This window comes from Chitinophaga sp. (assembly GCF_035538455.1).
In the GTDB taxonomy this organism is placed as follows: domain Bacteria; phylum Bacteroidota; class Bacteroidia; order Chitinophagales; family Chitinophagaceae; genus Chitinophaga.
Genome location: NZ_DATLKJ010000155.1, coordinates 44,744 through 68,207 on the forward strand (window position 1 = coordinate 44,744; position 23,464 = coordinate 68,207).

The window sequence follows — 23,464 nt, forward strand, 5'->3', positions numbered from 1 at the left end:
TGGGAGGTTACAAAACTATATTGAAGGTAACATTTTCTCTAAAGTTATCAAACGTCGAATATCGCTAGTTAACATTACTCTATAGAGGAAATAAAAAAACAAAACCCGCGACTAGCGCGGGTTTTAAAATTGGGTGGAGGATAACGGGCTCGAACCGTTCACCTCAAACATGCCATGCTTGCGCTCTACCAGATGAGCTAATCCCCCATGTGTTTCAGGAGTGCAAAAATATATTTTTTCCCGGAAATCCAAACATTTTATACAAAATCTTTAAAAATTCCTTCTACAGTCTCCTTTAAATCCTTTAGCAGTAAGGGTTTTCGAAGTAATTTTACGACCAGTGGGTTGGCATTTGTGCGGGTTATATCGCCATAATCGAGCGACGAAGACACCATTACAATATGGCATTGTGATTTGATCTTGGCCGGGTAACTGTCGAATGCCTGTAGAAATTCGAAGCCATCCATCTCGGGCATTTGTATATCCAGGAGGATGATGGTGGGAGGAATTTTTGGCAGGGAGATGTTGGAAGACAGAAACTCCAGCGCTTTGTTGGCATTTGCAAATGAAAGTACCGTTCTGCTGATTTGTTGAAAGGTGATCAACTTCTCATGCAGTAATAGATCAATCTCATTGTCGTCTATCAATATGACACGAAGATCAGGTATCGAATTCATTTTTGTTAGGGATGGTAATTTCAAATTGAGTGCCTTCACCGTATTTGGACTCAACATTAATGGTTCCGCCTATTTTACTTAAAGCTTCTTTTACGATGTATAGTCCTATACCGCTACCGGGCTTGTTATTGTTTTTGGAACGGAAAAACATCTTGAAAATGTTGTTCAGATGTTCGCTGAGAATACCGATCCCGTTGTCGCGGATCCAGATAGTAGCCTTGTGGGGCTCTACTTTGACAGTCAGGTTTACCATCGGTTCGGCTTCCTCCGGTTTTTGGTACTTAACAGCGTTGGAAATGAGATTGTTTAAAATCACGCTGATTCTGAATGTATCGCCTCTGAAGTCTACGGGTTGTTCCACATGGGTATTGAAGCGGATCTGGGTGTTCTGCGGCTGAAATACAGTGATACTGTCTTCCAGCAGGTTATTGAAGTCGATCTTCTCATATTCCACTTCCAGCCTGGAGTTCCGGTAATATTCAATGATCTTCTGAATAAACCCATCCAGCTTGAGTACACAGGATTCCACCATGGGGATGTATCCGTTCGGGTCTGTTACAGAATTGTCGAGTCGCGACAGGTTAATGATGCCCAGTACAGACATTAATGGAGAACGGAGATCGTGAGAGGTGGAATAAATGAAGCGGTTTAACTCATCGTTGGTTTTCTCCAGCTCGTCAATTTTGTCACGCAGCTGCCGGCGGGTGCGGTAGATTTCGTAAGCGTTGTTGATAGTACGGTGCAGTTCTGTTTCATCCCAGGGCTTTTTGATGTAGGAATAAATATGACCCTTGTTGATAGCGTCTATAATATCTTCTACATCCGTATAACCCGTCAGCAGGATACGTATCGGATCAGGAAGGACGTCCTTTATCTCATGGAAGAACTCAACTCCGGTAGATACGGGCATTTTCTGATCCGCAATGATGATGTGCACCATCACTTCCTTCAGTAATTGCTTGCCTTCCTGCGCAGAATTAGCGGTGTAGATCTCGTAGCTTCTGCGGAAGCTGGCTTTGAATGCATTCAGGTTGTGAATTTCATCATCGATATATAATATTCTAATGCGGTTTTCTTTCATTAGAGGGACTTATGGTTAAGACAGGTGGTTTGTTAAGTTTAAGGGTAAATATATAATAAATTCTGCTCCTTTGTCGGGGGCTGAGTTTACAACGATTTTACCGTTGTGTTTCTCTATGATGCTGAATACGATCGAAAGCCCCAGCCCTGTACCTTCTCCCACATCCTTGGTAGTGAAGAACGGGTCGAAGATTTTCTCTTTCACTTCTTCAGACATCCCTACACCCGTATCTTTTATAGAGATAATTGCAAATTCATTTTCCTGTTTCGTGGTAATGGTAATGGATTCATCTTCCTGTTCTTTCTTTGTTCTGATGGCGTTGAGCGCATTAGAAAGAACGTTCATGAACACCTGGTTTACCTTACCGGCATAGCATTCGATTTTGGGCAATTCAGCATAATGTTTTACAATACGTACATTCGGCGGTATGGCATTGCGAAGCAGTACCAGGGTAGAATCCAGTCCTTCGTGAATGTCGATTGATTTGACATCGCTTTCATCCAGGCGGCTGAAAGTTCTTAATCCCTTTACTATTTCCGCAGTGCGTGCGGCACCATCTTCAATTCCTTTGATCAGCGATGATATTTCTTCATGTATGTAATCGATGTCTATTTCCTGTTTAAAGGATTCGATGTTTGACAGCTCCTTTTGAATATCAGTATGATCTCCTAGTTTTTCATAGCGGTTGAGCAGACTTCTCAGATCTGCTATGTCCATTTTCAGCGGTTTGATATTGGACGTTACAAAGTTAATGGGATTATTGATTTCATGGGCAATCCCTGCCGTTAACTGACCAAGAGACGCCATTTTTTCTTTTTCCACCAGCCGGGTCTGCGCCTCCTTCAGGTTGACGAGTGCGATATTCAGATCACGGTTACTGTTTTGCAGTTCTTCTGTTCTTTCCTGTACCTTGGCTTCGAGTATAACGTTTTGTTCTCTTACCAGTTGCTCATTCTCTTTGGATATAGAGAGGGCAAGCGCCTGGGATGCCTCTTTCTCCGCCTTGAAGGTGTTGATTTTATCAGCCAGGGCAAAAGACAGCAGGATGACTTCAATACCAGACCCTATTACCAGGATGTGACTGGTAAAGATGTTGTAAGGGATAATACCCACATCTTTCAGTACAAAGGTGATAACGGCGACAATAAATATCGTCCACGCCAGTACGAATATTCTGGCTGGCTTGGAATGCTTGAAAGCCTGGATAATGGCAAATAAGAGTATGAAGCTCACACCGGTGATGGCCAGGAAGTCGATCAGGGCATATGCTACCGAGAAGTGACCCATGAGCGACAATACTATCGTGCTCGAATATACGATTATGAAGAGGTTGAATATCCGATTGGCCCACGGCGCCCTTTCCTTTACATGCAGGAAGCTCTGTACAAACAGCAGTACTGCAATACCCGATAATGCCCCTACCCATAATACGCTTTGCTCTGTGATATAAGTGTTCCCGTGCCAGAAGAAGCGGTACCCGAAACCATGCAGGCATATCTGGGTAAGTCCGACGGTGGCGATGTAAATGATATAGTAGAAATAGCTCCAGTCTTTTACGGAGAAGAAGATGAAGGTATTGTACAGGATCATTACCAGGATGATGCCTATGTAGATGGACAGCAGCAGGTCATCATTATACAATTTGTTATAGATCTCCCGTGGCGTACCGATGTAGATAGGGACCAGTATGGCCTCGCGGCTCTGGATACGGAAGAGAAAGGTTTGTGCGGTACCGTTGGGGATGCTGATATTGTAAACAAAGTTCTGGTGATTGACCGGCCTTGATTTCATTGGGCGTAGTTCTCCGCCTGGTATGATATGATATTGACCTGTTGCATCCGGGTAGTACAGGTCTATAAGATCCAGAATGGGGTAGGTGACGTCGAACATCAGGTAATTGGCTCCGGTATTGTTCTTCACGGTGAATCTCAGCCAGATGGCATCGGTTGTAAGACCGAAGTTGGGTATCTGTTTGGGGAGTGGCCGGAAGAGGTGAGAATTTCTGGCGTCGGCGAACTGCATATTGCCGCTGGAGTCAAGGAAGTATTCTACCTGGCTGTATTCTGCCAGCTGTACCGGATGGCTGTGGGAAATGGTGATGGTGTCTGCCCAAACAGGTATCCAGGCGCCGGCTACTAACAGTAACAGGCATACGAATTTAAAGAATGCCGGTTTGATCAGCTGTTGCATACACTAAAACGGATAGTCATTGATGATAGTTAAAAATCTGTTCGATATCTACATAATATCTTCCGGAGTCCATAGGGTGGTCAAGTCCTATTTCCCGGCACACATGGGCTATAGCGGCGCCTCCGAGCATTACAGCGGAGGAGAGCTGTGGCCAGGTGCTGATGGTTTTACCAATTTCCTGGAGTGATGCCTGCATTTTGGAGGACAGTGACTTAATATCCACAATCCGGTCTACCATCTGCATTCTTTCAGGGCCCTGCATGTTCCGTATCACTTCGGGCGTAACTTCATCAGGAATGCGGCCGTGCAGGATAGGTCTGTCCGGGTTCAGGTCAAATCGTTCTACATCTATCATGCCGCGGTCGCTGGTGTCCATTACTACAGGAATGCGTAGCTCCCGGGCTTTGAGCCTGCTCAGTATTTTGATGTCGAGGCTGTCGCATTCTTCTACTAATATATCCAGTTTTCCGCCGTTTATAAGAAAATCATTTATATTATTTTCCGTGATACCACTATCATAACAGATGACGGGGAGAAAAGGATCAATTTCGGCGATTTCCCTGGCCACCATCACTGTTTTTAGTATACCGATTGTATGTACGCTGGTCCGGACGCGGTTCATGTTGCTGAGTTCCAGCCTATCGAAGTCGGCTATACGAAGTTCGCCGCAAAGCCGTTCTATAGCCAGGGCGATGGCTACTGACTGTCCTACGGACAGGCCAATAACGCCTATTTTACGGGTTTGGAGTTGTTCTCTCTCCGCAGTGGTTATTTTTTGTTTATTCCGGCTGGTGCGTAATTCAATGAATTCGGTTTCATCGAGGAGGTGTACCATACGGGAAGACCAGGGGTAGTATACCCAGACGCCGTAGGCTTCGGCCGGCGTATCGCCAAGATGGGCGGCCACCATTTGTTCCAGGGCGTCATCGGTCAGTCTTTCAGTGGGATGTCTTGATTTAATGAGTTCTAACAGCTGGCATGTTAATTCATCGGATATTTTTATCCCGGGATGTTGCTGTAACAACAAAGTGAAGGCGGATAATTGTTCAGGGTCCTGTAATCTGTAGAAGCTTACTGTACGTTCGTCTTTAGATTGGTTGCTGTTCTTTAGCGCATTTGTAATCGTTTGATTCATCTTTCTTCTGTTTAAAGCTTTCGTAAAAGCGGCAGATCGCTGGTGGCTGCTGACATGATCCGCAGGTCGTAGTCGACCTGCATTTCGCCTTTAGGACCTTTTTCTATCATCGTCTGTACAGGGTTATGTCGGAGGCTCATCATCCTTTCCCTGTCTTCGGGATGGGCACTTTTGAGCTCATGTGGATCTTTCAACACAAGAGCGGTGGCAATCAGGTCTTCCTTTGGGTAATAAAAGGTGCCCTGGTTGCCTATATTGGTCATGATCTGGTATCCGGTTCTGATACTGTTTCTGAATGTGGTCTGGGCGCAAAAGCCCAGGAATGTGGTAATGGGAAGCTGGTTTAATACTGCATTTACCACTCTGAAGAGCACAATGCTTCCGATGCCCCAGCCTGCTACTTCGCGGGAATTCCACAATCCGCAGAATTCGCCGGTACCTCCCGCTGCTGCGAGGTCTTTCACAATATCAAAGATCCGCGGGTCCATTGTATTAATGGCTGACTCGATCGGCAAAGGCACACTACCCCCTGCCAATTGAATCCTGCAGCCTCCGTACATTTTAGTATAATCATCATTGCTAACGGTAATAATATACGTATAAGGCTCATACATCCAATCCACATTAGCGGACGTAACTTTGGTTACGCCATAAGCCTCCAGCACTTTACGGTGACCTGCAATGTATTGCAAACACTCCTCTGGATACTCTATCGCCTTAAATACTCTTACCTTAAGCATGTATGGGGATGCTTTAAAAATAAACTTTGAATCACAACAGGGTAGAGAATTATCCCTTCCTGTTTATATAGCACTGATTATGTTAACAATGTTTAAAAGAGAAATAATTTAACCCCATAATCATAACATAATCATCAAACTCTGCATAGTTAAAGTGTTGGCAAAAGTTACAGGGATCACAGCTATATCTCCGCAGTTTGCATCTCCAGGGATAATTCCATTGTTGACAAAAATTAAAGCTAAACATCTTCACATGAAGGTAATGGTAAAATAGTATTATTTCTATAATTATCCATAAACCCGGCTCCCTTTTTTGAATAATTGTATGCAGTGATCCTTCTGTCTTATTGGTTGTCAATAAAATAGACATCTGCAAATAACATACGGATGTAATATCCGTTTAGTACTGGTGTAAAATTTGCTACTTTTTTATCCGTTTACATTTAGATTTGTATCCGTCTCGATTTAAACCATTTCAATCCTTGCAATATGAACAAGAGAGAATTTATTAAGCTTACCGGCCTTGCCGGAGTAGCTGCGTTAAGCGGCCCGATCGGAAACCTGGCCGCAGCCGCTTCGCCCGTGAAAACCAGCCTGGGAGATCCTAAAGCACCATTCGTAGTACCAGCCCTTGCATATGCATATGAAGCCCTCGAGCCTCATATTGATAAGCTGACAATGGAAATCCATCATGACAAACATCATGGTGCATATGTAAAGAACCTGAATGAAGCGGTAAACGGAACGCCGTTCGCCACTCTTTCACTGGAAGAAATTTTACACAAAGTAACAGAAAAAGACAAGGCTATACGAAATAATGGTGGCGGACATTATAACCACTCCCTTTTCTGGACTTTAATGACTCCCAACAAAACTACGCCATCTGAGAAAATAAAAGCAGCAATAAGTAATAATTTCGGTACCTGGGAACAATTTCAGCAGAAATTCAACGATGCTGCCAAGACCCAGTTCGGCTCTGGTTGGGCCTGGCTCATCGTTACTCCCGACAAGAAACTGAGCGTTATCAATACCCCTAACCAGGACAATCCCCTGATGCATAATATTGTAAAGGAAAAGGGCTCGCCTATTCTGGGTATAGATGTGTGGGAACATGCCTACTACCTGAAGTACCAGAATAAACGTCCGGATTATATCAATGCTTTCTGGAATGTTGTTAACTGGGCTGAAGTGGAGAAGCGTTTTAATAATGCATAATTGGTTTCTCGCCAAGGAGCAAAGAGCGCAAAGAATTTTTTAAGTTAGCCAAGAGCTGTTTGACAGCTTGTAAATATTGTTGGGGACTGCTAAAAAGTCTTATTAAGCTTAAAAAAATTTTTGCGCTCTTTGCTCCTTATGCTCCTTGGCGAGAAACCTTTGGGTCAGCCCCGGTTATTTCCGTTTAAAAAATACATATCCATTTTTTTCTCCGATCACTTCCAGGTCCGGATTCTGCCGGTATATCCCGCTATCGGTATTACGGCTGACGAAATAGACAGGTTTGTCCACAGCCCCCTTCAGGAGCCAGCCGGTATTGTAGTAATGCTTATTTCCCGGCGGCTGCATCCTCGAATAATAATACTGGCCGTAACTGTGATACCCCAACGTTTTCACATATACATCCCTGCCTTGCAGAGAAATAAAAAAGTCTATGACTGCGCCCTGGGAATAGCGTTCTATCTTGGGAGTGAAGTGTACAATGGTGAGCTGTATGGTGATGATGGTACCTGTGAACAGGCCAATGAGGCCATTGGTGATCTTTTGCCTGTATAGCATCACGGTGCAGATGATGATCAATAGCGTATAACCAATACCGTAGCATATTTCCGTTGCCGACCAGCTCACCTGTGCCTGCAGGTTGGCGGCGGCAAATTTATCACCAATAAGGGGGATCAGCTTATGGACATAAATACCCGCAACCGGCAGTAGTGTGATGGCAGTTCCCAGTAGGAGTCCTGTGATCAGCAACAGTGTAATGGTCCAGCCTTGCAGGCGCAGCCTTCCTTCTGAGATGCGGTATACCTGGTAGGCTGCAAGGAACGATAACGGGAGGTAACAGCCTGAAGAGTAATGAACAATTTTGGTTTTTACGATGGAGAAAAGAATCAGTATTACCCAGCATAACATCCACATCCATACCCTGAAATCTCTTACTTCTGCTGCCTGGTGTCTATGATAGATGGATTTTCTTTTTCCCTGGAAATAAGTAAACAGGAAGATGCTGGCAGGGAAGCAGCCCAGTAGCAACACTACCCAGTGATAGTAAAAAGGTCCGTCATGTCCAGCATCAGCCGTAGTAAGCAGTCTTACCTGGTAAACTACAAATTCGTTCACGAACCGCCAGCCATGCGCGGTTATTTCATAACCAAACCAAAGAGAGGTGGTAATAATAGCACATAGTGCAATAAGACCGATATGAAGAAAACGGATAGTGATCCTGCCTTTATTCCACAGCCAGTATACCAGTAATGTAAGCAATGCTACCAGTATAGCTACAGGTCCTTTGGTGAGCACAGCAAGGCCAAGGAAGATGCCACTGAAAACGGCCATACGGGATGGCTTCCTGTGCCAGGCAATACGATAGGCAAAATAGACAGAGAGGAAAATAAAGTAATTGAAAGCCGGGTCAATAATACCTGATTTGAAGTAGAAGTGGGGTAGCCAGGAGCCGGCATATATCAGCACCCACCAGAGTCCGAGGCGGTCGTCTGCCAGTTTTTTACCTATGGCAAACAGGCTTACTAATGTGGCGATGCCTATGAGAGCATTGGGAAAGCGGGCTGCAAAATCACTCACACCAAACAACAGCATACTGCCTGCCTGCATCCAGATAAATAACGGGGGCTTTTCCCAGAAGGGCTGGAAACCAATCTGAACCTGGCTGTAGTTATGGCTGACGATCATCTCGCGGGCCGCTTCCGCAAAGTTTATTTCATCCCATTCAAACAGGTGCACGCTGCCCAGAAAAGGGATGAACAACAATGCAGCTGCTATGGCTATCAACAGGTATTTCATGCCTTGGTCCGTTTAAAAAAGAAAAGACTATGATCTGTGCGGTGTCTTTTATGAGAACCCCACAGACCATAGTCCGTGATCCAATTTAAATTTATTTTACTAAAGGCTCGCGTTGGCCTTCAGGATAGCTTCTGTGCATAATTCCGGTGATTCTGTGGAGTCACGGAATTTGAAAAAACCACAAACGATAACAGTACACAAGGTACCTAAGATACTACCTACGTATACATCAGCAAAAAAGTGCTGTGCCAGGTAGATGCGGGAATATGCTGCCAGCAGTGCTAATCCTATAAACAATAAACCAAGCTTTTTATTGCGTATGATAATTGCCAGGAAGCTGAACATGCCGAATGCTACGGTAGAGTGACCGGACGGGAAACTGCAGCTGCTGTGCACGGTTACCCATTTCACGGTATGCACCAATGCGGTTTCATCGCCAAAATAGGCGATGGGCCTGGGTGCATTGAAATAATGTTTTGCTATCTGTACTATAATAGCAGCCAATAAAAATGTTGCCAGTCCGATAAAGAAAAGCCTGAACTTCTGCATAATCAGCATCAATATCAGGATGATCCCGAACATGATGCCATCTCCGAGATAAGTAATCCCAGTGATCAGCACATCTCCGATTGCGGAGTGTTCTCCGTTGATGCCTAAAAACAGTTCTCTTTGACTGTACGTTGCCAATAATACTCCTCCTACTATGATCCATAGCAGAAAGGGCAGAAAGAATAATGAGTTCTTTCTGAACAGTGTAAACAGCGTTTTCAAAGTCTGTACGTTTTAAATTGTAGGTTGTTTTTTAAATCTTCTTAAGAACTTTCTAACGTTCTGAATAATGCGAAAATAAAATTCTTTGTTGAATAACTGAGAATCATTCATCGCTTTGTAGATTAAAAATGCAGCAATCGGCAGCAAGACAATATTGGAGAGCCACATGCCCGACCAGGTGTACATAACGCCGCTTCTTGCCATTTTTTCACCTATCATGAAAAATATATTAAAGATCACAAAGAAGATCACTGCAAATACGAGGGGTGTACCGAGTCCGCCCTTGCGGATGATGGATCCAAGTGGCGCGCCTATCAGGAACATTACTACGCAGGCTGCAGCCAGGGTGAATTTACGCTGCCATTCTACTTTGTGCAGCAGCATAACGGCGTGTTTGTCTTCAAACTCTTTGGTAGGGGTTTCCAATGCGCTTTGTGTTTCGCGCACGTTTTGTTCAGCCCGCTCCAACACGCTACGACGGCTCTTATCCGGGATGATGGCGGCAAAGTTCTTTTCTTTCAGTGGTGGTGCGCTTGTTACCCAGCCGGTATCTTTCCAGCGTGTAAAGGGAAAGCGAACGCTTACATAGGCATTAATTGTTTTGCTGAACTGTTTTTCCACTTTCTTTAGTGAGTCGATCGCAACATCCAGCTGACGGATGTTCAGCATCTGCTGATTGGACGCAAAGAGGTCCATGTTCAGCCTGTTGAAGGCAAAGGAGCTGAGATCAAATGCTTTGCTGTATTTTTTGAAACCCAGCCGTATCATGTCACCGGGCACGGTGTAGCCGCGGTTACCTCTTTCTTCATAGCGCCATCCGTTGTCCAGGATAAAGTACAGGAAACGCTTATTGGCGGTGAGTACCATTTGTCCTTTTTCAGCGAGGATGATTTTTTCTCCGCCACCTGACTGGTAGTCGAAGATCATTACCTGGTGGATGGTCTGGTTGTCTTTATCTTTCTGTGCTACCTTAATCGTATAGCCGGGGATATCGCGGTAGAATACGCCTGCCTTGATATTGAACGCTGGTTTGGAATTGGTAATATCGTAGAGGAGGGACTTGGCCTGCAGGTTGGCTACAGGAATCACGTAGTTGGCAAACAGGAAGGCCAGTACCCCGATAATGGAACATACGAACAGTAGTGGACGGATGAAGCGCAGCAGGGATATGCCGGATGATTTCAGGGCTACCAGCTCAAAGCTCTCGCCCAGGTTGCCGAAGGTCATGATGGAGGAAAGGAGTACTGCGAGGGGCAGCGCGAGGGTTACCAGAGTGGCACTGGTATAGGCGATCAGCTGAATAATTACGCCTGTGTCCAGGCCCTTTCCCACCAGATCGTCGACGTACTTCCAGAGGAACTGCATCACCAGTACGAACAGGGTTACAAAGAAGGTGGCCACAAACGGACCCAGGAACGTTTTTATAATGAGTTTGTCGAGTTTTTTCACTGATAATGCCTGATTATGAATATTTTTCGGTCATGGATGTCCGGTATTCCGGATGTGCTGAAATTTCCAAATATTTGTAAAGTTAGTATGATTTCACAAAGGAGCGGTCAGCAGCGCCTGAAAATACCGTTAAATTATATGGAAAATTTTTATCTGACGGAGGAAGAAGCGGCTATTGTGTACAGCCCGGAATTTATAAGATTGAAGAACAGTGCTATTGAGAAAGTGATGGTGTTGATGGGGCGGTTACAGGAAGCGCTTGCTGCATATGACCGCAGTTTGGATTTCCCGTTTGAACCGGAGTGGTTGCAGCAGGGGCCTAAGATTTCGAAGGGAGAGCAGTATAAACAGCTACCCTGGGTAATGCTGGATTATCCCCGGTATTTCAGCAAAGATGCTGTGTTTGCGTTCAGGAGTATGTTCTGGTGGGGGCATTACTTTAGCTGTACCCTGCACCTGGCGGGAAGTATAAAGGAGCGTTTCGGCGCCATTCTCGCAAATGGCTATACGAAACTTGCCGATGCCGGCTTCCAGGTGTATTTGCCTGAAGACCCGTGGGAGCACGACTTTGAAGAGGGAAATTACCAGCCCATAGCCAGTATGAGTGACGAAGACTGGAAGTTACAAGTAGGACGGCATAGCTTTGTAAAGCTGGCAAAACCTTTTACACTGGAGCATTGGGGAGAAGTGATCAATGAAATAGTGACGGCTTATGCTGCCTTGCTTAACCTGTTGAACAATGAAGGCCGGTTTTAGTTACCGATGCGATGGAAGAGATCTTTCACCTGTGAGTCCCATAATTGGCTCTGATCAGTGATTTCTTTCTTTTCAGCAAAATCTTTAACTACCAGAATGGTCATGTTTGTTACTTCGGAGATCTGTATACGGAACTCGAAGTATTCTTCTTTTGGAGAGTTTACCCAGTGTAACCTGATAAATTCATCCTCTTCCTGTTCCAGGATCTCTGCTTCTTCAGAAGTGCCGTTCCATGAGAAAGAAAAAACATTATCCCTGAAATCTACTTTGTCGGCAAACCATTCCTGCAGCCCGGCCGGTGTAGATAAGAACTCATACAGGATACCGGGCGAGCATCTAACCGGAAACTCCAGCTCATAAAGCACTTTCTTAGACATCTCTCAAATAATTAGTAAATCAATATCATCCAGTTGCAATTATAGAAAATATTTTATTCTATCAAAATAATTTACGGTTTTTTTTTAATTAATCTTACAAATGACCAACAGATTATTTTATAAGTATATATTATCAATATAAATAATGTTAAAAAAATACATATGGTAAACTACCCATTTAACGGTGACAGTGGCCATTTTCCTAAAAAAATTACAAGCTCGTAACTCTCAATCGATTTTGTTTGGAAATGATTTAAAAACGACAGATTTTTTTTGGTTAGCGTCTAAAAAAAGTTATTTTTGTCAGGCATTCATCAAATCTTAACTTTTTCTTAACCTGTAACTGTTCCGACTCTTATGTCAATGCGCCAACTCAAAATCACTAAATCCATTACCAACAGGGAATCTCAGTCCCTCGAAAAGTATTTGCAGGAGATTGGGAAAGTGGATTTAATTACGCCGGAAGAGGAAGTAAACCTCGCCATCCGGATTAAGCAGGGCGATCAGAGAGCATTGGAAAAGCTCACTAAGGCTAACCTTCGCTTTGTGGTATCCGTTGCCAAACAGTATCAGAACCAGGGTCTGTCGCTCAGTGACCTGATCAACGAGGGCAACCTGGGGTTAATTAAAGCTGCTCAACGTTTTGATGAAACGCGCGGTTTTAAATTTATCTCCTACGCGGTGTGGTGGATCCGCCAGTCTATTTTGCAGGCTTTGGCTGAACAGTCCAGGATTGTTCGCCTTCCTCTTAACAAAGTGGGGTTGAGCAATAAGATCAGCAAGGCGTATTCACAGCTGGAACAGGAGTTTGAAAGAGAGCCATCTCCCGATGAACTGGCCACTATTCTGGAAATCAATACAGATGAGGTGGAGGCTACACTGGGTGTTGCGGCCCGTCACGTTTCGATGGATGCGCCTTTTATCGATGGAGAAGATAACTCTCTGCTGGATGTGCTTGAGAATCCGAACGCAGTCAGTGCTGATGAGGAGTTGGATCATCATGATTCTCTCCGCCGCGAAATTGAGCGCTCCCTCTCTACGCTGACAGACCGCCAGAAAGATGTGATCATGCTGTATTTCGGTATTGCCGTGGAACATCCTATGTCGCTGGAGGATATCGGGGAGAAATTTGGTCTCACCCGTGAACGTGTGCGCCAGATCAAAGATAAGGCGATCACCAAGCTGAGAACTACTTCCCGCAGCAAGCTGCTGAGAAACTACCTCGGTTAGGCTGTTGATGGGATTGATTTGTGTGATTGTCCTGATGGGGAGAATAAAAGATTGTATTGATTAAACTTAGTTGTAATAAAGTCGAAAGACCCACCCGGTTGCATTACTGGGTGGGTCTTTAATTTTTATTTCCTTCCTGGTTACCTAGCCGGTATTCTCCTGCAAGATCCCGATCACATAAATCGCAAAAATCAAATAAATCATAGTACTTTTGCAGTCCGTTTTAAATTACCGACAATGTTTGAATCATTATCAGAGAGGCTTGATTCCGCGTTTAAGCAGCTTAAAGGTGAAGGCCGTATCTCCGAAATAAATATTGCGACCACAGTAAAGGAGATCCGCCGGGCGCTGGTGGATGCCGATGTGAACTATAAAATAGCAAAGGAATTTACTGATAAGGTAAAGGACAAAGCTCTGGGAGAAAAGGTATTAACTTCCATTTCTCCTGGTCAGTTGATGGTGAAGATCGTGAAAGACGAGCTGGCTGAGCTGATGGGAGGTACTGAATCAGAGATCGATATTAAAACCAATCCATCTGTAATCCTGATTGCGGGGTTACAGGGTTCTGGTAAAACGACGTTTTCCGGTAAGCTGGCTAATTTCCTCAAGTCTAAGAGAAGTAAGAAGCCCTTGCTGGTAGCGGCTGATATTTACCGTCCTGCGGCTATTGATCAGCTGAAGGTGTTGGGTGAGCAGATAGGCGTGGAGGTGTACAGCGAGCCTGAAAATAAAAATGCCGTGCAAATCGCAGAAAATGCGATCAAACATGCTAAATCAAACGGCAACAACGTTATCATCATAGATACTGCGGGCCGTCTGGCTGTGGATGAGGTGATGATGACTGAGGTGGCCAATGTGAAAGCGGCTGTAAAGCCACAGGAGATTTTGTTTGTGGTGGATTCCATGACAGGTCAGGATGCGGTGAACACTGCCAAGGCCTTTAACGAGCGTCTCGATTTCAGTGGTGTGGTGTTAACCAAGCTGGATGGTGATACCCGTGGTGGTGCTGCTCTGACTATCAGGTACACGGTGGAAAAGCCCATCAAGTTTGTGAGTATGGGCGAGAAGATGGATACACTTGATGTATTCTATCCTGAGCGTATGGCACAGCGTATTCTGGGTATGGGTGATATCACTACCCTGGTAGAGCGTGCGCAGGCGCAGTTCAATGAGGAGCAGGCGAAAAAGCTGGAAAAGAAGATCCGTCAGAACCAGTTTGATTTTGATGACTTCAAGGAGCAGCTGCAGCAGATCAAGAAAATGGGTAACCTGAAAGATCTGATGGGTATGATTCCTGGAGTGGGTAAGGCGGTGAAGGATCTGGATATCAGCGACGATGCTTTCAAGGGCATTGAAGCTATGATTAATTCCATGACACCTGAAGAGCGGGGTAACCCTGATCTGATTGATGGCAGCCGCCGTAAACGCATTGCGAAGGGTTGTGGAAAGGAGATCCAGGATGTGAATCAGTTCATGAAGCAGTTTGAGCAGATGAGACAGATGATGAAAATGATGAATAAGTTTGGTGGTGGCGGTAAGGGGTTGAAAGGATTAGTACGATAAATATCCGATAAATTTATTTTGCAAATATCAATTTAGGGATTACATTTGCATCCCTAATTAACTAAACAATATTTCCTAACTCGCAAAAAATAACTCGACTTATTTATGCCAGTAAAAATCAGACTGCAGAGACATGGCGCAAAGAAGAGGCCTTTCTATTTTATCGTAGTAGCCGACGCTCGCGCTCCAAGGGATGGTAAATTCATCCAGAAAATCGGTACTTACAATCCATTAACAGTTCCGGCTTCCATCAACATCGATACTGAAAAAGCATTGCGTTGGTTGCAGAAAGGTGCACAGCCTACCGATACTGTTAGAAGGATCTTGTCTTTCAAAGGTGTATTGTATCTGAAACACCTGTTAAGAGGTGTTACATTGAATCTGTTCGACGAGCCTACAGCTTATCAGAAGTTTGCACAATGGCAGGCTGAACATGAGCAAAAGGTATCTGCTCGCCGTGACGGTCACAGGAAAGCTAAAATAGCTGCTCCTATCGTTAGAAAGGTAGAAGATACTCCTGCTGCTCCTGCTAACGAAGCCGGAGAAGGTACAGAAGCATAAAACGGCAACGTTTTAACAATACCTGAAAAAGGAAATATTTGCGGTTGCGAATATTTCCTTTTTTAATTATCAGCTATTCACATTCAAAAATGGCCAATTATTTCAGTATAGGAAAGCTAGCCTCCTCGCATGGTTTGCAGGGAGAGCTGCTGGTGAAGCACAGTTTGGGAAAGCGGTCGGCGCTGAAGGGCGTTACTGCCATCTTCCTGGAGGAGCGGAAAAACAGTTTTATTCCCTATTTCCTGCAGCAGGTGACCGTTAAAGATGCGGAACATGTGTATATCCGCCTGGAGGGCATTGAGTCGAAGGAAGCTGCTCAGCGTTTACTTCCTGCGCAGGTATACCTGACAGAAGAAGATTTCAAGGAGCAGACGGCATCATCGGCTCCGCTGGCGCTACTGGGTTATACCGTGGAAGATGAGCATCATGGTGTACTGGGTGTTGTGGAGGAGGTGATTGAGATGCCAATGCAGGTGTTGGTGAAGGTGCAGATCAAGGGAAAAGAGGCGTTGTTACCGATTAATGAGCAATCGCTCGTGAAGATGGACAAGAAAAAACAGGTGGTACACCTGAATCTGCCGGAAGGACTGGTAGAGTTGTACACAGAAGGGTAGCAGAGGCTGCTCCTGAACTACTAAATACTTTTTTGATCATGCGTATAGATATCATTACCGTATTGCCGGAATTGCTGGAAAGTCCGCTTTCACATTCCATTATGAAGCGGGCGCAGGCTAAAGGCTTGTTGGAGGTGCATGTGCATCCTTTGCGGCAATACTCTAACCTGAAGCATAGCCAGGTAGACGATTACCAGTTTGGCGGTGGAGCAGGTATGGTGATGATGCTGGAGCCTGTTGTGAATGCTATTGAATCGTTGCAGGCCCAGGTGAAGTATGATGAGATCATATACCTGACGCCTGATGGTGAAACGCTGAACCAGCGGATGGCCAATCAATTGTCAATGAAGGGCAACCTGCTGATGCTTTGTGGTCATTACAAGGGAATTGACCAGCGGATCAGGGATCATTTCATTACGAAGGAGATCTCTATTGGTGATTATGTACTGTCTGGCGGGGAACTGGGAGCGGCTGTGCTCGTGGATGCGATCGGGCGGTTGTTGCCTGGGGTGCTGAATGACGAGACCAGCGCATTATTTGATTCTTTCCAGGACAATTTGCTGGCGCCGCCGGTATATACCCGGCCGGTTGAATTCAGGGGCTGGAAGGTGCCAGATGTGCTGCTTAGCGGTGATCACAAAAAGATCGAGGACTGGCGTCATCAGCAGGCTTTGGACAGGACTAAAGAGAGAAGGCCTGACTTATTGTAAATTAGTTATTTAGAAATTAAAGAAATGGCAATACCAGATATTTTCGAGATTTAATGCTATTTAATTTGGTAAATGCCGTTTCTTGTTTTACTTTTGCACTCCCATAAATATTTGAAAGATGAACGCAATTTCGTTTGTTCACGAACAACTGACAGCTAAAAAACAGTACCCGAAGTTTAAAGCAGGCGACAACGTCACTGTCAACTATAAAATCGTGGAAGGTAATAAAGAAAGGATTCAGTCCTTTAAAGGTGATGTGGTGAAAATCCAGGGTACAGGGTTTACTGCATCTTTCACAGTTAGAAAAATTTCTGACGGTATTGGTGTGGAAAGGTTATTCCCACTTTATTCTCCTAACATCGATGGTATCGTGTTGAACAAGGTAGGTAAAGTGAGAAGAGCAAGACTGTACTACCTGCGTGAGCGTGCTGGTAAAGCAGCCCGTATTAAGGAAAAAAGGGTTTAGTATAAATACAGGGAAATTAGTAATAAGCGGGGCCTTACCGGTTCCGCTTTTTTCGTGTCGTTAAAATGGCATTAAAACTACAACCTGGGAGGGAGGATGCGGTGAAAAAGCGGATTTTATAAGTTATCTTTGTCCACTTATTGTTGATAACGTTTAACAAATATTGTGAAGATGACCGCTTTTTTTGCAAAATCATCATTATTAATTCTCCAGGATATTGGCATGTCTGAATTACTGTTAATTGCCGTAGTGGTATTATTGCTGTTTGGAGGTAAGAAGATCCCTGAGTTGATGCGTGGACTGGGTAAAGGTATTCGTGAGTTCAATGACGCAAAGAATAACGTGCGTCAGGAGATTGAAGAAGGACTTCGCGACAAACCTGTACAGCCATCTACAACAGACACGCAGGCATCTGGTACTACCGATGCACACCATAACGCATAACCTGGTGAAGCTTCTGTGATGGAAGCATTACCTATTTTTGTCTGATAAATTTTTAACTGGTTTGGCTTTGACTGAATTCAGCAGTATAATTACTTTTCAAAAAGCATTATACGCGGGCAGTACAAGCTGTACGGAGCGAGTAAGTTATTACCTGAACCGTATAGCTGAGCTGAAACATTTGAATGCCTACCTGGAAGTATTTGAAGAAGAAGCGCTGGAAAAGGCGCGGGAGCTTGATGAGCGTATCAGGAGCGGACAGCATGTAGGTGCTCTCGCCGGTGTGGTAGTAGGTATTAAAGATGTAATCTGCTATAAGGGACATAAAGTGAATGCCGCTTCCCGTATGCTGGAAGGGTTCACATCTTTGTTTTCTGCCACTGCAGTTGAAAGACTGCTGGCGGAGGATGCTATTATCATTGGTAATCTCAATTGTGATGAATTTGCGATGGGGTCAACCAATGAGAATTCTGCATTTGGGCCTACCCTGAATGCCCTGGATACTACCCGTGTTCCCGGCGGTTCATCAGGTGGGTCGGCTGTAGCTGTACAGGCGGATTTATGCCAGGTCAGCCTGGGTAGTGATACGGGAGGTTCTGTGCGTCAGCCGGCGGATTTCTGTGGTATTATAGGCCTTAAACCTACTTATGGTCGTATTTCGCGGTATGGGCTTATTGCCTATGCTTCTTCATTCGATCAGATAGGTATTTTTGGCAGGGATATTGCGGATGTGGCTGCTGTTTTGCAGGTGATTGCAGGGCCAGATGAATTTGATAGCACTGCTTCCCAAAAGGAGGTAGCAGACTATCAAAGTGATCTTAAGCACAATAAATCCTTTAAATTTGCGTATTTAAGGGATGCTTTGTACCATGACGGGCTGGATACTGAGATGAAGGAGGGGTACATTGATTTCTTTGAAAATTTGTTGTCAGCCGGCCATTCGGTTACAGGCCGTAGTTTTGAGTATCTGGATTACATTGTACCGGCTTATTATGTGCTGACAACGGCTGAAGCATCTTCCAATCTTTCCCGCTATGATGGGGTAAAATTTGGTCACAGAACGGGGGCGAAAGACCTTGATCTGACAGATTTTTACAAAAAAAGCAGGTCAGAAGGATTTGGTAAAGAAGTAAAACGTCGTATCTTACTGGGGACATTTGTGCTCAGTTCCGGGTACTATGACGCATATTATACTAAGGCACAACAGGTTAGAAGACTAGTCACAGACAAACTTAACGAGATACTAGACGAATACGACGCCATCCTTATGCCAACGGTGCCGTCTACAGCATTTAAAATCGGGGAGAAAACAGATGACCCCATAGCCATGTACCTGGCTGATATTTATACGGTACTGGCGAATCTGGCAGGGGTTCCGGCTATTTCCGTGCCCTTGAATAAGCATTCGAATGGGATGCCTTATGGAATACAGATCATAGCAAAGAAGTTTGACGAAGCGGCCTTGTTGAATATTGCCCATCAGGTGATGGCAATGGAACGGGCCACGATTGTTTAAAATAAATTGTATGAGAAAAGTCTTTTTACTATTGCTGTTGCCGGCATTAAGTTTAGGGAGTGTGAATGTGATGGGTAGCAACGGCGTACCTAAAGAGATGGTGTTTCCCGCAGGAGCGCCTGACACAACTGTACTAAAGCTGAATCATAAGGTGCGCCTGCCTAAAGATTCTGTACAGCCTACACCTACGACTGTAGCCGTGAAGAAAGCAGCGCAAAGCCTGCCTAACACTATCCGCAACGCCAAAGTGTACGAGCAGATTAACAATAACCTCGTTGCAGGTTATGTAAGCAATTATGCGACCCGTTACAGTCAGCATCTCCAGATCATGATCGAAAGAGGTCAGCCTTATTTCGCCATGGTAGAAAAGGTATTCCGTGAGCACGGTATCCCTGAGGAAATGAAATACCTGGCCGTGATCGAATCCAGCTTTAATACCAATGCCCGCTCGAGAGTGGGCGCTGTAGGTGCGTGGCAGTTTATGGCCGGTACCGCACGTATTTTCGGTCTCAGCGTTGGCCGCAAAGTGGACGAAAGGAAAGACTTCTATAAATCTACACTTGCAGCAGCACAATACCTGAATCAGCTCTACGATCAGTTCGGTGACTGGCTTCTGGTGGTAGCTGCATACAACTGTGGTCCGGGCGGCGTGCAACGCGCTATGAAAGCCAGTGGCCGCGAAGATTTCTGGGGCATGCAGTATTTCCTGCCTGCTGAATCCAGGAACCATGTATATAAATTCATCGCTACTGGTTATATCCTCGACAGGTTCAATAACTTCTTCGGTGTAAGCAACGACGAGGTAGTGGCTACTTCCGGCAATGAAAACACCGGCGCGGGCAACTTCAGTACCAACGCCACTTTCAGCGCTGCACCTGTTGCGAGAGGCCCGCTCACAGAAGATGAGATCTACAATTCTGTGGAGATCAACGTTACCGGCAAATACAGACTGGAAGCTATTGCGAAAGTGCTGGATATGCAAGTAATGCAGCTGGACCGCTATAATCCTGGTTTTGCGAAGGCAATGAGCAGTCCTGAGAATAATTATGATCTGCGTGTTCCCAAGGATAAGATGAAGCAGTTCCTGGCGCAGAAGGATGAAATTCTGAAAGAGTCTGTGCAAATGACCCTGGATGATAAAGTAACCGGTGTGGATAAATCCAAATTCCCACCTCCGGCGAAAGTACCTGCTGAGAAAGCTACTACCGCAAAAAAAGCTCACAGTTCTGCAAAAAAACATCATGCTTCAAGAAAGCACAGCACAGGAAAGAAACATACTGCTGCTAAGACCAAGAAGAAATCATCAAAAAGAAAATAACTTCTTCGATATAAAGTAAAAAACCGGATCTGCATTATACAGATCCGGTTTTTTATTTTATACTGATTGTAATTCATTTATGCTGTCAGCATACCTTTTTTATGTTCGCTCCAGGCAAGTATATCGAGCAACGGTCCTGTCATAAAGGTGGTGGTAAGTGCCATGAGCACCAGCATCGCGAATATTTCGGGAGACAATACACCCAGGTCATAACCGATATTCAATACTACCAGCTCCATTAATCCGCGGGTATTCATCAGTGCACCGATAGATAATGATTGTCGCCATGTTTGTCCCATTAAGCGGGCAGTAACTGCACTGCCACCAAATTTCCCGGACACAGCTACCAACATGATCATACCGAATACAATCCATAAATGGCCCTGGTTCAGGAGGCCGATATGTGTTCTCAGACCGGTAAAGGCAAAGAAGATCGGCAATAATAACAGCACGCTTACATCTTCGAGTTTGTCAGTGAGCAGTTGTTTAATATCTGCTTTGGCAGGCATTATCACACCAACGAGGAAGGCCCCGAATAAGGCGTGGATTCCTATTACTTCGGCTACCCATGCAGCCATGAGTAAGAGGAGGAACACCAATGAAATGGCTGCTTTCTGTTTGTTTCTGGCGAGATAGCGATTGATCATTCTGTTCAGCCAGGGACGTACAGCCAGCAGCATTATCGCTACGAAAACAATAGCAAGGATAATGGTGATCAGTGCACTTAGTACACCGCCTGCATTTACAATGGCCACTACAACGGCGAGTATGCACCAGGCTGTAATATCATCTGCAGCTGCGCAGGTAATGGCCATTGTACCCAGTGGCGTTCCTGTCAGTTTTCTTTCCTGTACAATGCGCGCCAATACCGGAAAGGCGGTAACACTCATTGCGATGCCCATAAAGAGGGCGAAAGACAAGAAGCTGATACCAGCGGGGGCGAAGCTGGTGAAGAGAAAGTAAGCCAGCCATACGCCCAGGAAGAAAGGAATAATGATACTGGCATGACTGATCATTACCGCATCGTGCGCTTTGTTCCGGATTTTGCTAAGATCCAGTTCCATACCCACAATGAACATAAAGAAGGCAAGACCTATCTGGCTGAGGAATTGCAGGTTCTTCAGTGAGTCTGCGGGAAAGAGAAAGGCGGAGAATGAGGGCGCTACCCATCCTAACAGGGAAGGCCCCAGCAATACGCCGGCAATGATCTCTCCCACAACAGCTGGCTGCCTTACTTTATTGGCCAGTATTCCTGCTCCTCTGGCAGCAAGCGTGATTACAACAATCTGCAGCAACAAAAGGCTCAGCGGATGCCGCAGGTTCTCAAGGTATTGCCACCATGATTCTGCGGAAAGCTGGGAGATAGAGTGTTTTTGGGGAGAGGAGGGAATTACTCCCGTGTTGAGGGGTAAGGATTGTCCTTTGTGGAGGATCAACCATATCAGCGCTGCAAATACACCGATGATAGCGGGATACCACAGAAAGCGTTTGGCCATGATAGTGGGTTTTATAGTGATTGTGATGATGGTGGCGAAGGAGATCGGAATGATTGATTCTATCCTTTACCATCATCATCACAATGTTCTCATGGAATTACTGGTTTATTGCTGCGATACCTGGCAGTTCTTTTCCTTCAAAGAATTCCAGCATAGCTCCGCCACCGGTGGAAACGTAGCTAACTTTGCCGGCCAGTCCGAACTGGTTAACAGCCGCAACGGAGTCACCGCCGCCAACGAGGGAGAAAGCGCCTTTTTCGGTTGCAATAACGATCGCATCAGCTACGCCTTTGGTGCCTGTCTGGAATGGTTTCATTTCAAACACGCCCATTGGTCCGTTCCAGAGGATAGTTCTGGAATTGAGGATTGTCTGGCTGAAAAGTTTTACGGATTCAGGTCCTATATCGAGGCCCATCCAGCCGGCAGGGATGTTATCGTTTGAAACGATCTGTGTAGCAGCATCTTCAGCGAATTTATCGGCGGCATTGGAATCAACCGGCAGTATCAGCTGCACGCCTTTGTCTTTAGCTTTTATGAGCAGCTCGTTAGCCAGATCCAGCTTATCATTTTCGCAGAGAGAGTTACCGATTTCTTTGCCCTGCGCTTTCAGGAAAGTGTAGGCCATACCACCACCAATGATGATGTTGTTGGCGCGGTCCATCAGTGTTTCAATGATGAGGATCTTGTCGCTCACTTTGGCGCCACCAAGGATAGCGGTGAAGGGCGCTTCTGCGTTGTTCAGTACTTTCCCGGCATTGTTTACTTCCGCTTCCATCAGGAGGCCAAACATACGGTTCTCCAGAGCGAAGAACTGTGCGATTACAGCAGTAGAAGCATGCGCGCGGTGAGCGGTACCAAATGCATCGTTCACGTATACGTTACCCAGTTTGGCGAGTTGTTCTGCAAATGCGGCATCGCCTTTTTCTTCCTGTTTGTGGAAGCGGAGGTTCTCGAGGAGCAGTACTTCACCCATCTGCAGATCTGCGGCGGCTTTTTCAGCAACGGGGCCAATGCAGTCTGTTGCAAACTTAACGGTGGTACCATCCAGCAGGGAGATCAGGTGATACACGAGGTGCTTTAAAGAGTATTTATCGGTAGGTCCGTCTTTCGGGCGGCCAAGGTGCGACATCAGGATTACTGCGCCACCATCTTTCAGAATTTTTTTAATGGTGGGCACGGCAGCGCGCATGCGTGTATCGTCTGTGATTTCGAACTTATCGTTCAGGGGAACGTTGAAATCCACGCGGATCAATACTTTGCGGCCGTTGAAGTTATAGTCAGAAAATTTACTCATGTCGGGAAATTTAGAAGAGGAAAGGTTTTAACAATAAAAAAACCGCGGAGCAACAGCACAAAGCAAA

At 45.3% G+C, this 23,464-nt stretch carries 22 protein-coding genes and 1 tRNA gene; 11 read left to right on the plus strand and 12 right to left on the minus strand.

What is annotated here, in order from left to right:
* Window positions 1–134: 134 nt before the first annotated feature.
* From VM802_RS19120 to VM802_RS19145, 6 genes are all read right to left on the minus strand, one after another.
* A tRNA-Ala gene (locus tag VM802_RS19120) sits at window positions 135–207 on the minus strand.
* A gap of 50 nt (window positions 208–257) precedes the next feature.
* Window positions 258–677 (minus strand): response regulator, encoded by a 420-nt coding sequence (locus VM802_RS19125; protein WP_325533487.1) that lies wholly within the window; start codon window positions 675–677, stop codon window positions 258–260.
* Window positions 661–1,758 (minus strand): hybrid sensor histidine kinase/response regulator, encoded by a 1,098-nt coding sequence (locus tag VM802_RS19130; protein ID WP_325533489.1) that lies wholly within the window; start codon window positions 1,756–1,758, stop codon window positions 661–663. Before VM802_RS19130 ends, VM802_RS19125 begins: the two co-directional genes overlap by 17 nt.
* A gap of 15 nt (window positions 1,759–1,773) precedes the next feature.
* Window positions 1,774–3,948: a sensor histidine kinase gene (locus VM802_RS19135; protein WP_325533491.1), complete on the minus strand. Its 2,175-nt coding sequence runs from the start codon at window positions 3,946–3,948 to the stop codon at window positions 1,774–1,776.
* A 16-nt stretch (window positions 3,949–3,964) separates the two neighbouring features.
* Entirely contained in the window at window positions 3,965–5,083 is a 1,119-nt protein-coding gene (locus tag VM802_RS19140; RefSeq protein WP_325533493.1) for a ThiF family adenylyltransferase, read from the minus strand.
* Window positions 5,084–5,094: 11 nt separating this feature from the next.
* On the minus strand, window positions 5,095–5,823 hold the full coding sequence (locus VM802_RS19145; protein ID WP_325533495.1) for a hypothetical protein: 729 nt from the start codon (window positions 5,821–5,823) through the stop codon (window positions 5,095–5,097).
* A 489-nt stretch (window positions 5,824–6,312) separates the two neighbouring features.
* Here VM802_RS19145 and VM802_RS19150 point away from each other — a divergent pair, with 489 nt between their 5' ends.
* A complete protein-coding gene (locus VM802_RS19150) occupies window positions 6,313–7,038 on the plus strand; it encodes a superoxide dismutase (protein WP_325533497.1) in 726 nt (241 codons plus the stop codon).
* A gap of 174 nt (window positions 7,039–7,212) precedes the next feature.
* Here VM802_RS19150 and VM802_RS19155 read toward each other — a convergent pair whose 3' ends face one another.
* The 3 genes from VM802_RS19155 to VM802_RS19165 form a co-directional block, all read right to left on the minus strand.
* Entirely contained in the window at window positions 7,213–8,835 is a 1,623-nt protein-coding gene (locus tag VM802_RS19155; protein ID WP_325533499.1) for an ArnT family glycosyltransferase, read from the minus strand.
* A 99-nt stretch (window positions 8,836–8,934) separates the two neighbouring features.
* Complete coding sequence (locus VM802_RS19160) at window positions 8,935–9,606, minus strand: phosphatase PAP2 family protein (protein WP_325533501.1); 672 nt, start codon at window positions 9,604–9,606, stop codon at window positions 8,935–8,937.
* 12 nt (window positions 9,607–9,618) lie between these two features.
* Window positions 9,619–11,055, minus strand: coding sequence for an LptF/LptG family permease (locus VM802_RS19165; RefSeq protein ID WP_325533503.1), 1,437 nt, complete (start codon window positions 11,053–11,055; stop codon window positions 9,619–9,621).
* A gap of 138 nt (window positions 11,056–11,193) precedes the next feature.
* Here VM802_RS19165 and VM802_RS19170 point away from each other — a divergent pair, with 138 nt between their 5' ends.
* Entirely contained in the window at window positions 11,194–11,811 is a 618-nt protein-coding gene (locus tag VM802_RS19170) for a hypothetical protein (protein WP_325533505.1), read from the plus strand.
* Here the strand turns inward: VM802_RS19170 and VM802_RS19175 are convergent.
* Entirely contained in the window at window positions 11,808–12,188 is a 381-nt protein-coding gene (locus VM802_RS19175) for an START-like domain-containing protein (RefSeq protein WP_325533507.1), read from the minus strand. The genes VM802_RS19170 and VM802_RS19175 overlap by 4 nt on opposite strands.
* A 363-nt stretch (window positions 12,189–12,551) precedes the next feature.
* Between VM802_RS19175 and VM802_RS19180 the strand changes: the two genes are divergently transcribed.
* The 9 genes from VM802_RS19180 to VM802_RS19220 all read left to right on the plus strand — a co-directional run bounded on the left by VM802_RS19180 (window position 12,552) and on the right by VM802_RS19220 (window position 20,607).
* Window positions 12,552–13,418, plus strand: a complete 867-nt coding sequence (locus VM802_RS19180) for a sigma-70 family RNA polymerase sigma factor (protein ID WP_078670220.1) — start codon at window positions 12,552–12,554, stop codon at window positions 13,416–13,418.
* A 237-nt stretch (window positions 13,419–13,655) separates the two neighbouring features.
* Window positions 13,656–14,981: a signal recognition particle protein gene (ffh, locus tag VM802_RS19185; RefSeq protein ID WP_325533511.1), complete on the plus strand. Its 1,326-nt coding sequence runs from the start codon at window positions 13,656–13,658 to the stop codon at window positions 14,979–14,981.
* Between the two features lie 105 nt (window positions 14,982–15,086).
* On the plus strand, window positions 15,087–15,542 hold the full coding sequence (gene rpsP, locus VM802_RS32510) for a 30S ribosomal protein S16 (RefSeq protein ID WP_325533513.1): 456 nt from the start codon (window positions 15,087–15,089) through the stop codon (window positions 15,540–15,542).
* 89 nt (window positions 15,543–15,631) lie between these two features.
* Window positions 15,632–16,156: a ribosome maturation factor RimM gene (gene rimM / locus VM802_RS19195; RefSeq protein ID WP_325533515.1), complete on the plus strand. Its 525-nt coding sequence runs from the start codon at window positions 15,632–15,634 to the stop codon at window positions 16,154–16,156.
* Between the two features lie 38 nt (window positions 16,157–16,194).
* Entirely contained in the window at window positions 16,195–16,866 is a 672-nt protein-coding gene (gene trmD, locus VM802_RS19200; RefSeq protein WP_325533517.1) for a tRNA (guanosine(37)-N1)-methyltransferase TrmD, read from the plus strand.
* Window positions 16,867–16,984: 118 nt separating this feature from the next.
* Window positions 16,985–17,332 (plus strand): 50S ribosomal protein L19, encoded by a 348-nt coding sequence (rplS, locus tag VM802_RS19205; RefSeq protein ID WP_325533519.1) that lies wholly within the window; start codon window positions 16,985–16,987, stop codon window positions 17,330–17,332.
* A gap of 222 nt (window positions 17,333–17,554) precedes the next feature.
* A complete protein-coding gene (locus VM802_RS19210) occupies window positions 17,555–17,776 on the plus strand; it encodes a Sec-independent protein translocase subunit TatA/TatB (RefSeq protein ID WP_325533521.1) in 222 nt (73 codons plus the stop codon).
* A gap of 67 nt (window positions 17,777–17,843) precedes the next feature.
* A complete protein-coding gene (gatA, locus tag VM802_RS19215; protein WP_325533523.1) occupies window positions 17,844–19,289 on the plus strand; it encodes an Asp-tRNA(Asn)/Glu-tRNA(Gln) amidotransferase subunit GatA in 1,446 nt (481 codons plus the stop codon).
* A gap of 10 nt (window positions 19,290–19,299) precedes the next feature.
* Window positions 19,300–20,607 (plus strand): lytic transglycosylase domain-containing protein, encoded by a 1,308-nt coding sequence (locus tag VM802_RS19220; RefSeq protein WP_325533525.1) that lies wholly within the window; start codon window positions 19,300–19,302, stop codon window positions 20,605–20,607.
* A 77-nt stretch (window positions 20,608–20,684) separates the two neighbouring features.
* Here the strand turns inward: VM802_RS19220 and VM802_RS19225 are convergent, their stop codons facing one another.
* A complete protein-coding gene (locus VM802_RS19225; RefSeq protein ID WP_325533527.1) occupies window positions 20,685–22,103 on the minus strand; it encodes a cation:proton antiporter domain-containing protein in 1,419 nt (472 codons plus the stop codon).
* A gap of 97 nt (window positions 22,104–22,200) precedes the next feature.
* Window positions 22,201–23,397, minus strand: coding sequence for a phosphoglycerate kinase (locus VM802_RS19230; protein WP_325533529.1), 1,197 nt, complete (start codon window positions 23,395–23,397; stop codon window positions 22,201–22,203).
* Between the last annotated feature and the right edge of the window lie 67 nt (window positions 23,398–23,464).

Coding starts and splice junctions, on each gene's coding strand:
- VM802_RS19230 (WP_325533529.1), bottom strand. CDS start 23,397: ATGAGTAAATTTTCTGACTATAACTTCAACGGCCGCAAAGTATTGATC.
- VM802_RS19220 (WP_325533525.1), top strand. CDS start 19,300: ATGAGAAAAGTCTTTTTACTATTGCTGTTGCCGGCATTAAGTTTAGGG.
- ffh (WP_325533511.1), top strand. CDS start 13,656: ATGTTTGAATCATTATCAGAGAGGCTTGATTCCGCGTTTAAGCAGCTT.
- VM802_RS19225 (WP_325533527.1), bottom strand. CDS start 22,103: ATGGCCAAACGCTTTCTGTGGTATCCCGCTATCATCGGTGTATTTGCA.
- trmD (WP_325533517.1), top strand. CDS start 16,195: ATGCGTATAGATATCATTACCGTATTGCCGGAATTGCTGGAAAGTCCG.
- rimM (WP_325533515.1), top strand. CDS start 15,632: ATGGCCAATTATTTCAGTATAGGAAAGCTAGCCTCCTCGCATGGTTTG.
- VM802_RS19140 (WP_325533493.1), bottom strand. CDS start 5,083: ATGAATCAAACGATTACAAATGCGCTAAAGAACAGCAACCAATCTAAA.
- VM802_RS19210 (WP_325533521.1), top strand. CDS start 17,555: ATGTCTGAATTACTGTTAATTGCCGTAGTGGTATTATTGCTGTTTGGA.
- VM802_RS19125 (WP_325533487.1), bottom strand. CDS start 677: ATGAATTCGATACCTGATCTTCGTGTCATATTGATAGACGACAATGAG.
- VM802_RS19155 (WP_325533499.1), bottom strand. CDS start 8,835: ATGAAATACCTGTTGATAGCCATAGCAGCTGCATTGTTGTTCATCCCT.
- VM802_RS19150 (WP_325533497.1), top strand. CDS start 6,313: ATGAACAAGAGAGAATTTATTAAGCTTACCGGCCTTGCCGGAGTAGCT.
- VM802_RS19180 (WP_078670220.1), top strand. CDS start 12,552: ATGCGCCAACTCAAAATCACTAAATCCATTACCAACAGGGAATCTCAG.
- rpsP (WP_325533513.1), top strand. CDS start 15,087: ATGCCAGTAAAAATCAGACTGCAGAGACATGGCGCAAAGAAGAGGCCT.
- VM802_RS19145 (WP_325533495.1), bottom strand. CDS start 5,823: ATGCTTAAGGTAAGAGTATTTAAGGCGATAGAGTATCCAGAGGAGTGT.
- VM802_RS19175 (WP_325533507.1), bottom strand. CDS start 12,188: ATGTCTAAGAAAGTGCTTTATGAGCTGGAGTTTCCGGTTAGATGCTCG.
- VM802_RS19170 (WP_325533505.1), top strand. CDS start 11,194: ATGGAAAATTTTTATCTGACGGAGGAAGAAGCGGCTATTGTGTACAGC.
- VM802_RS19135 (WP_325533491.1), bottom strand. CDS start 3,948: ATGCAACAGCTGATCAAACCGGCATTCTTTAAATTCGTATGCCTGTTA.
- rplS (WP_325533519.1), top strand. CDS start 16,985: ATGAACGCAATTTCGTTTGTTCACGAACAACTGACAGCTAAAAAACAG.
- VM802_RS19130 (WP_325533489.1), bottom strand. CDS start 1,758: ATGAAAGAAAACCGCATTAGAATATTATATATCGATGATGAAATTCAC.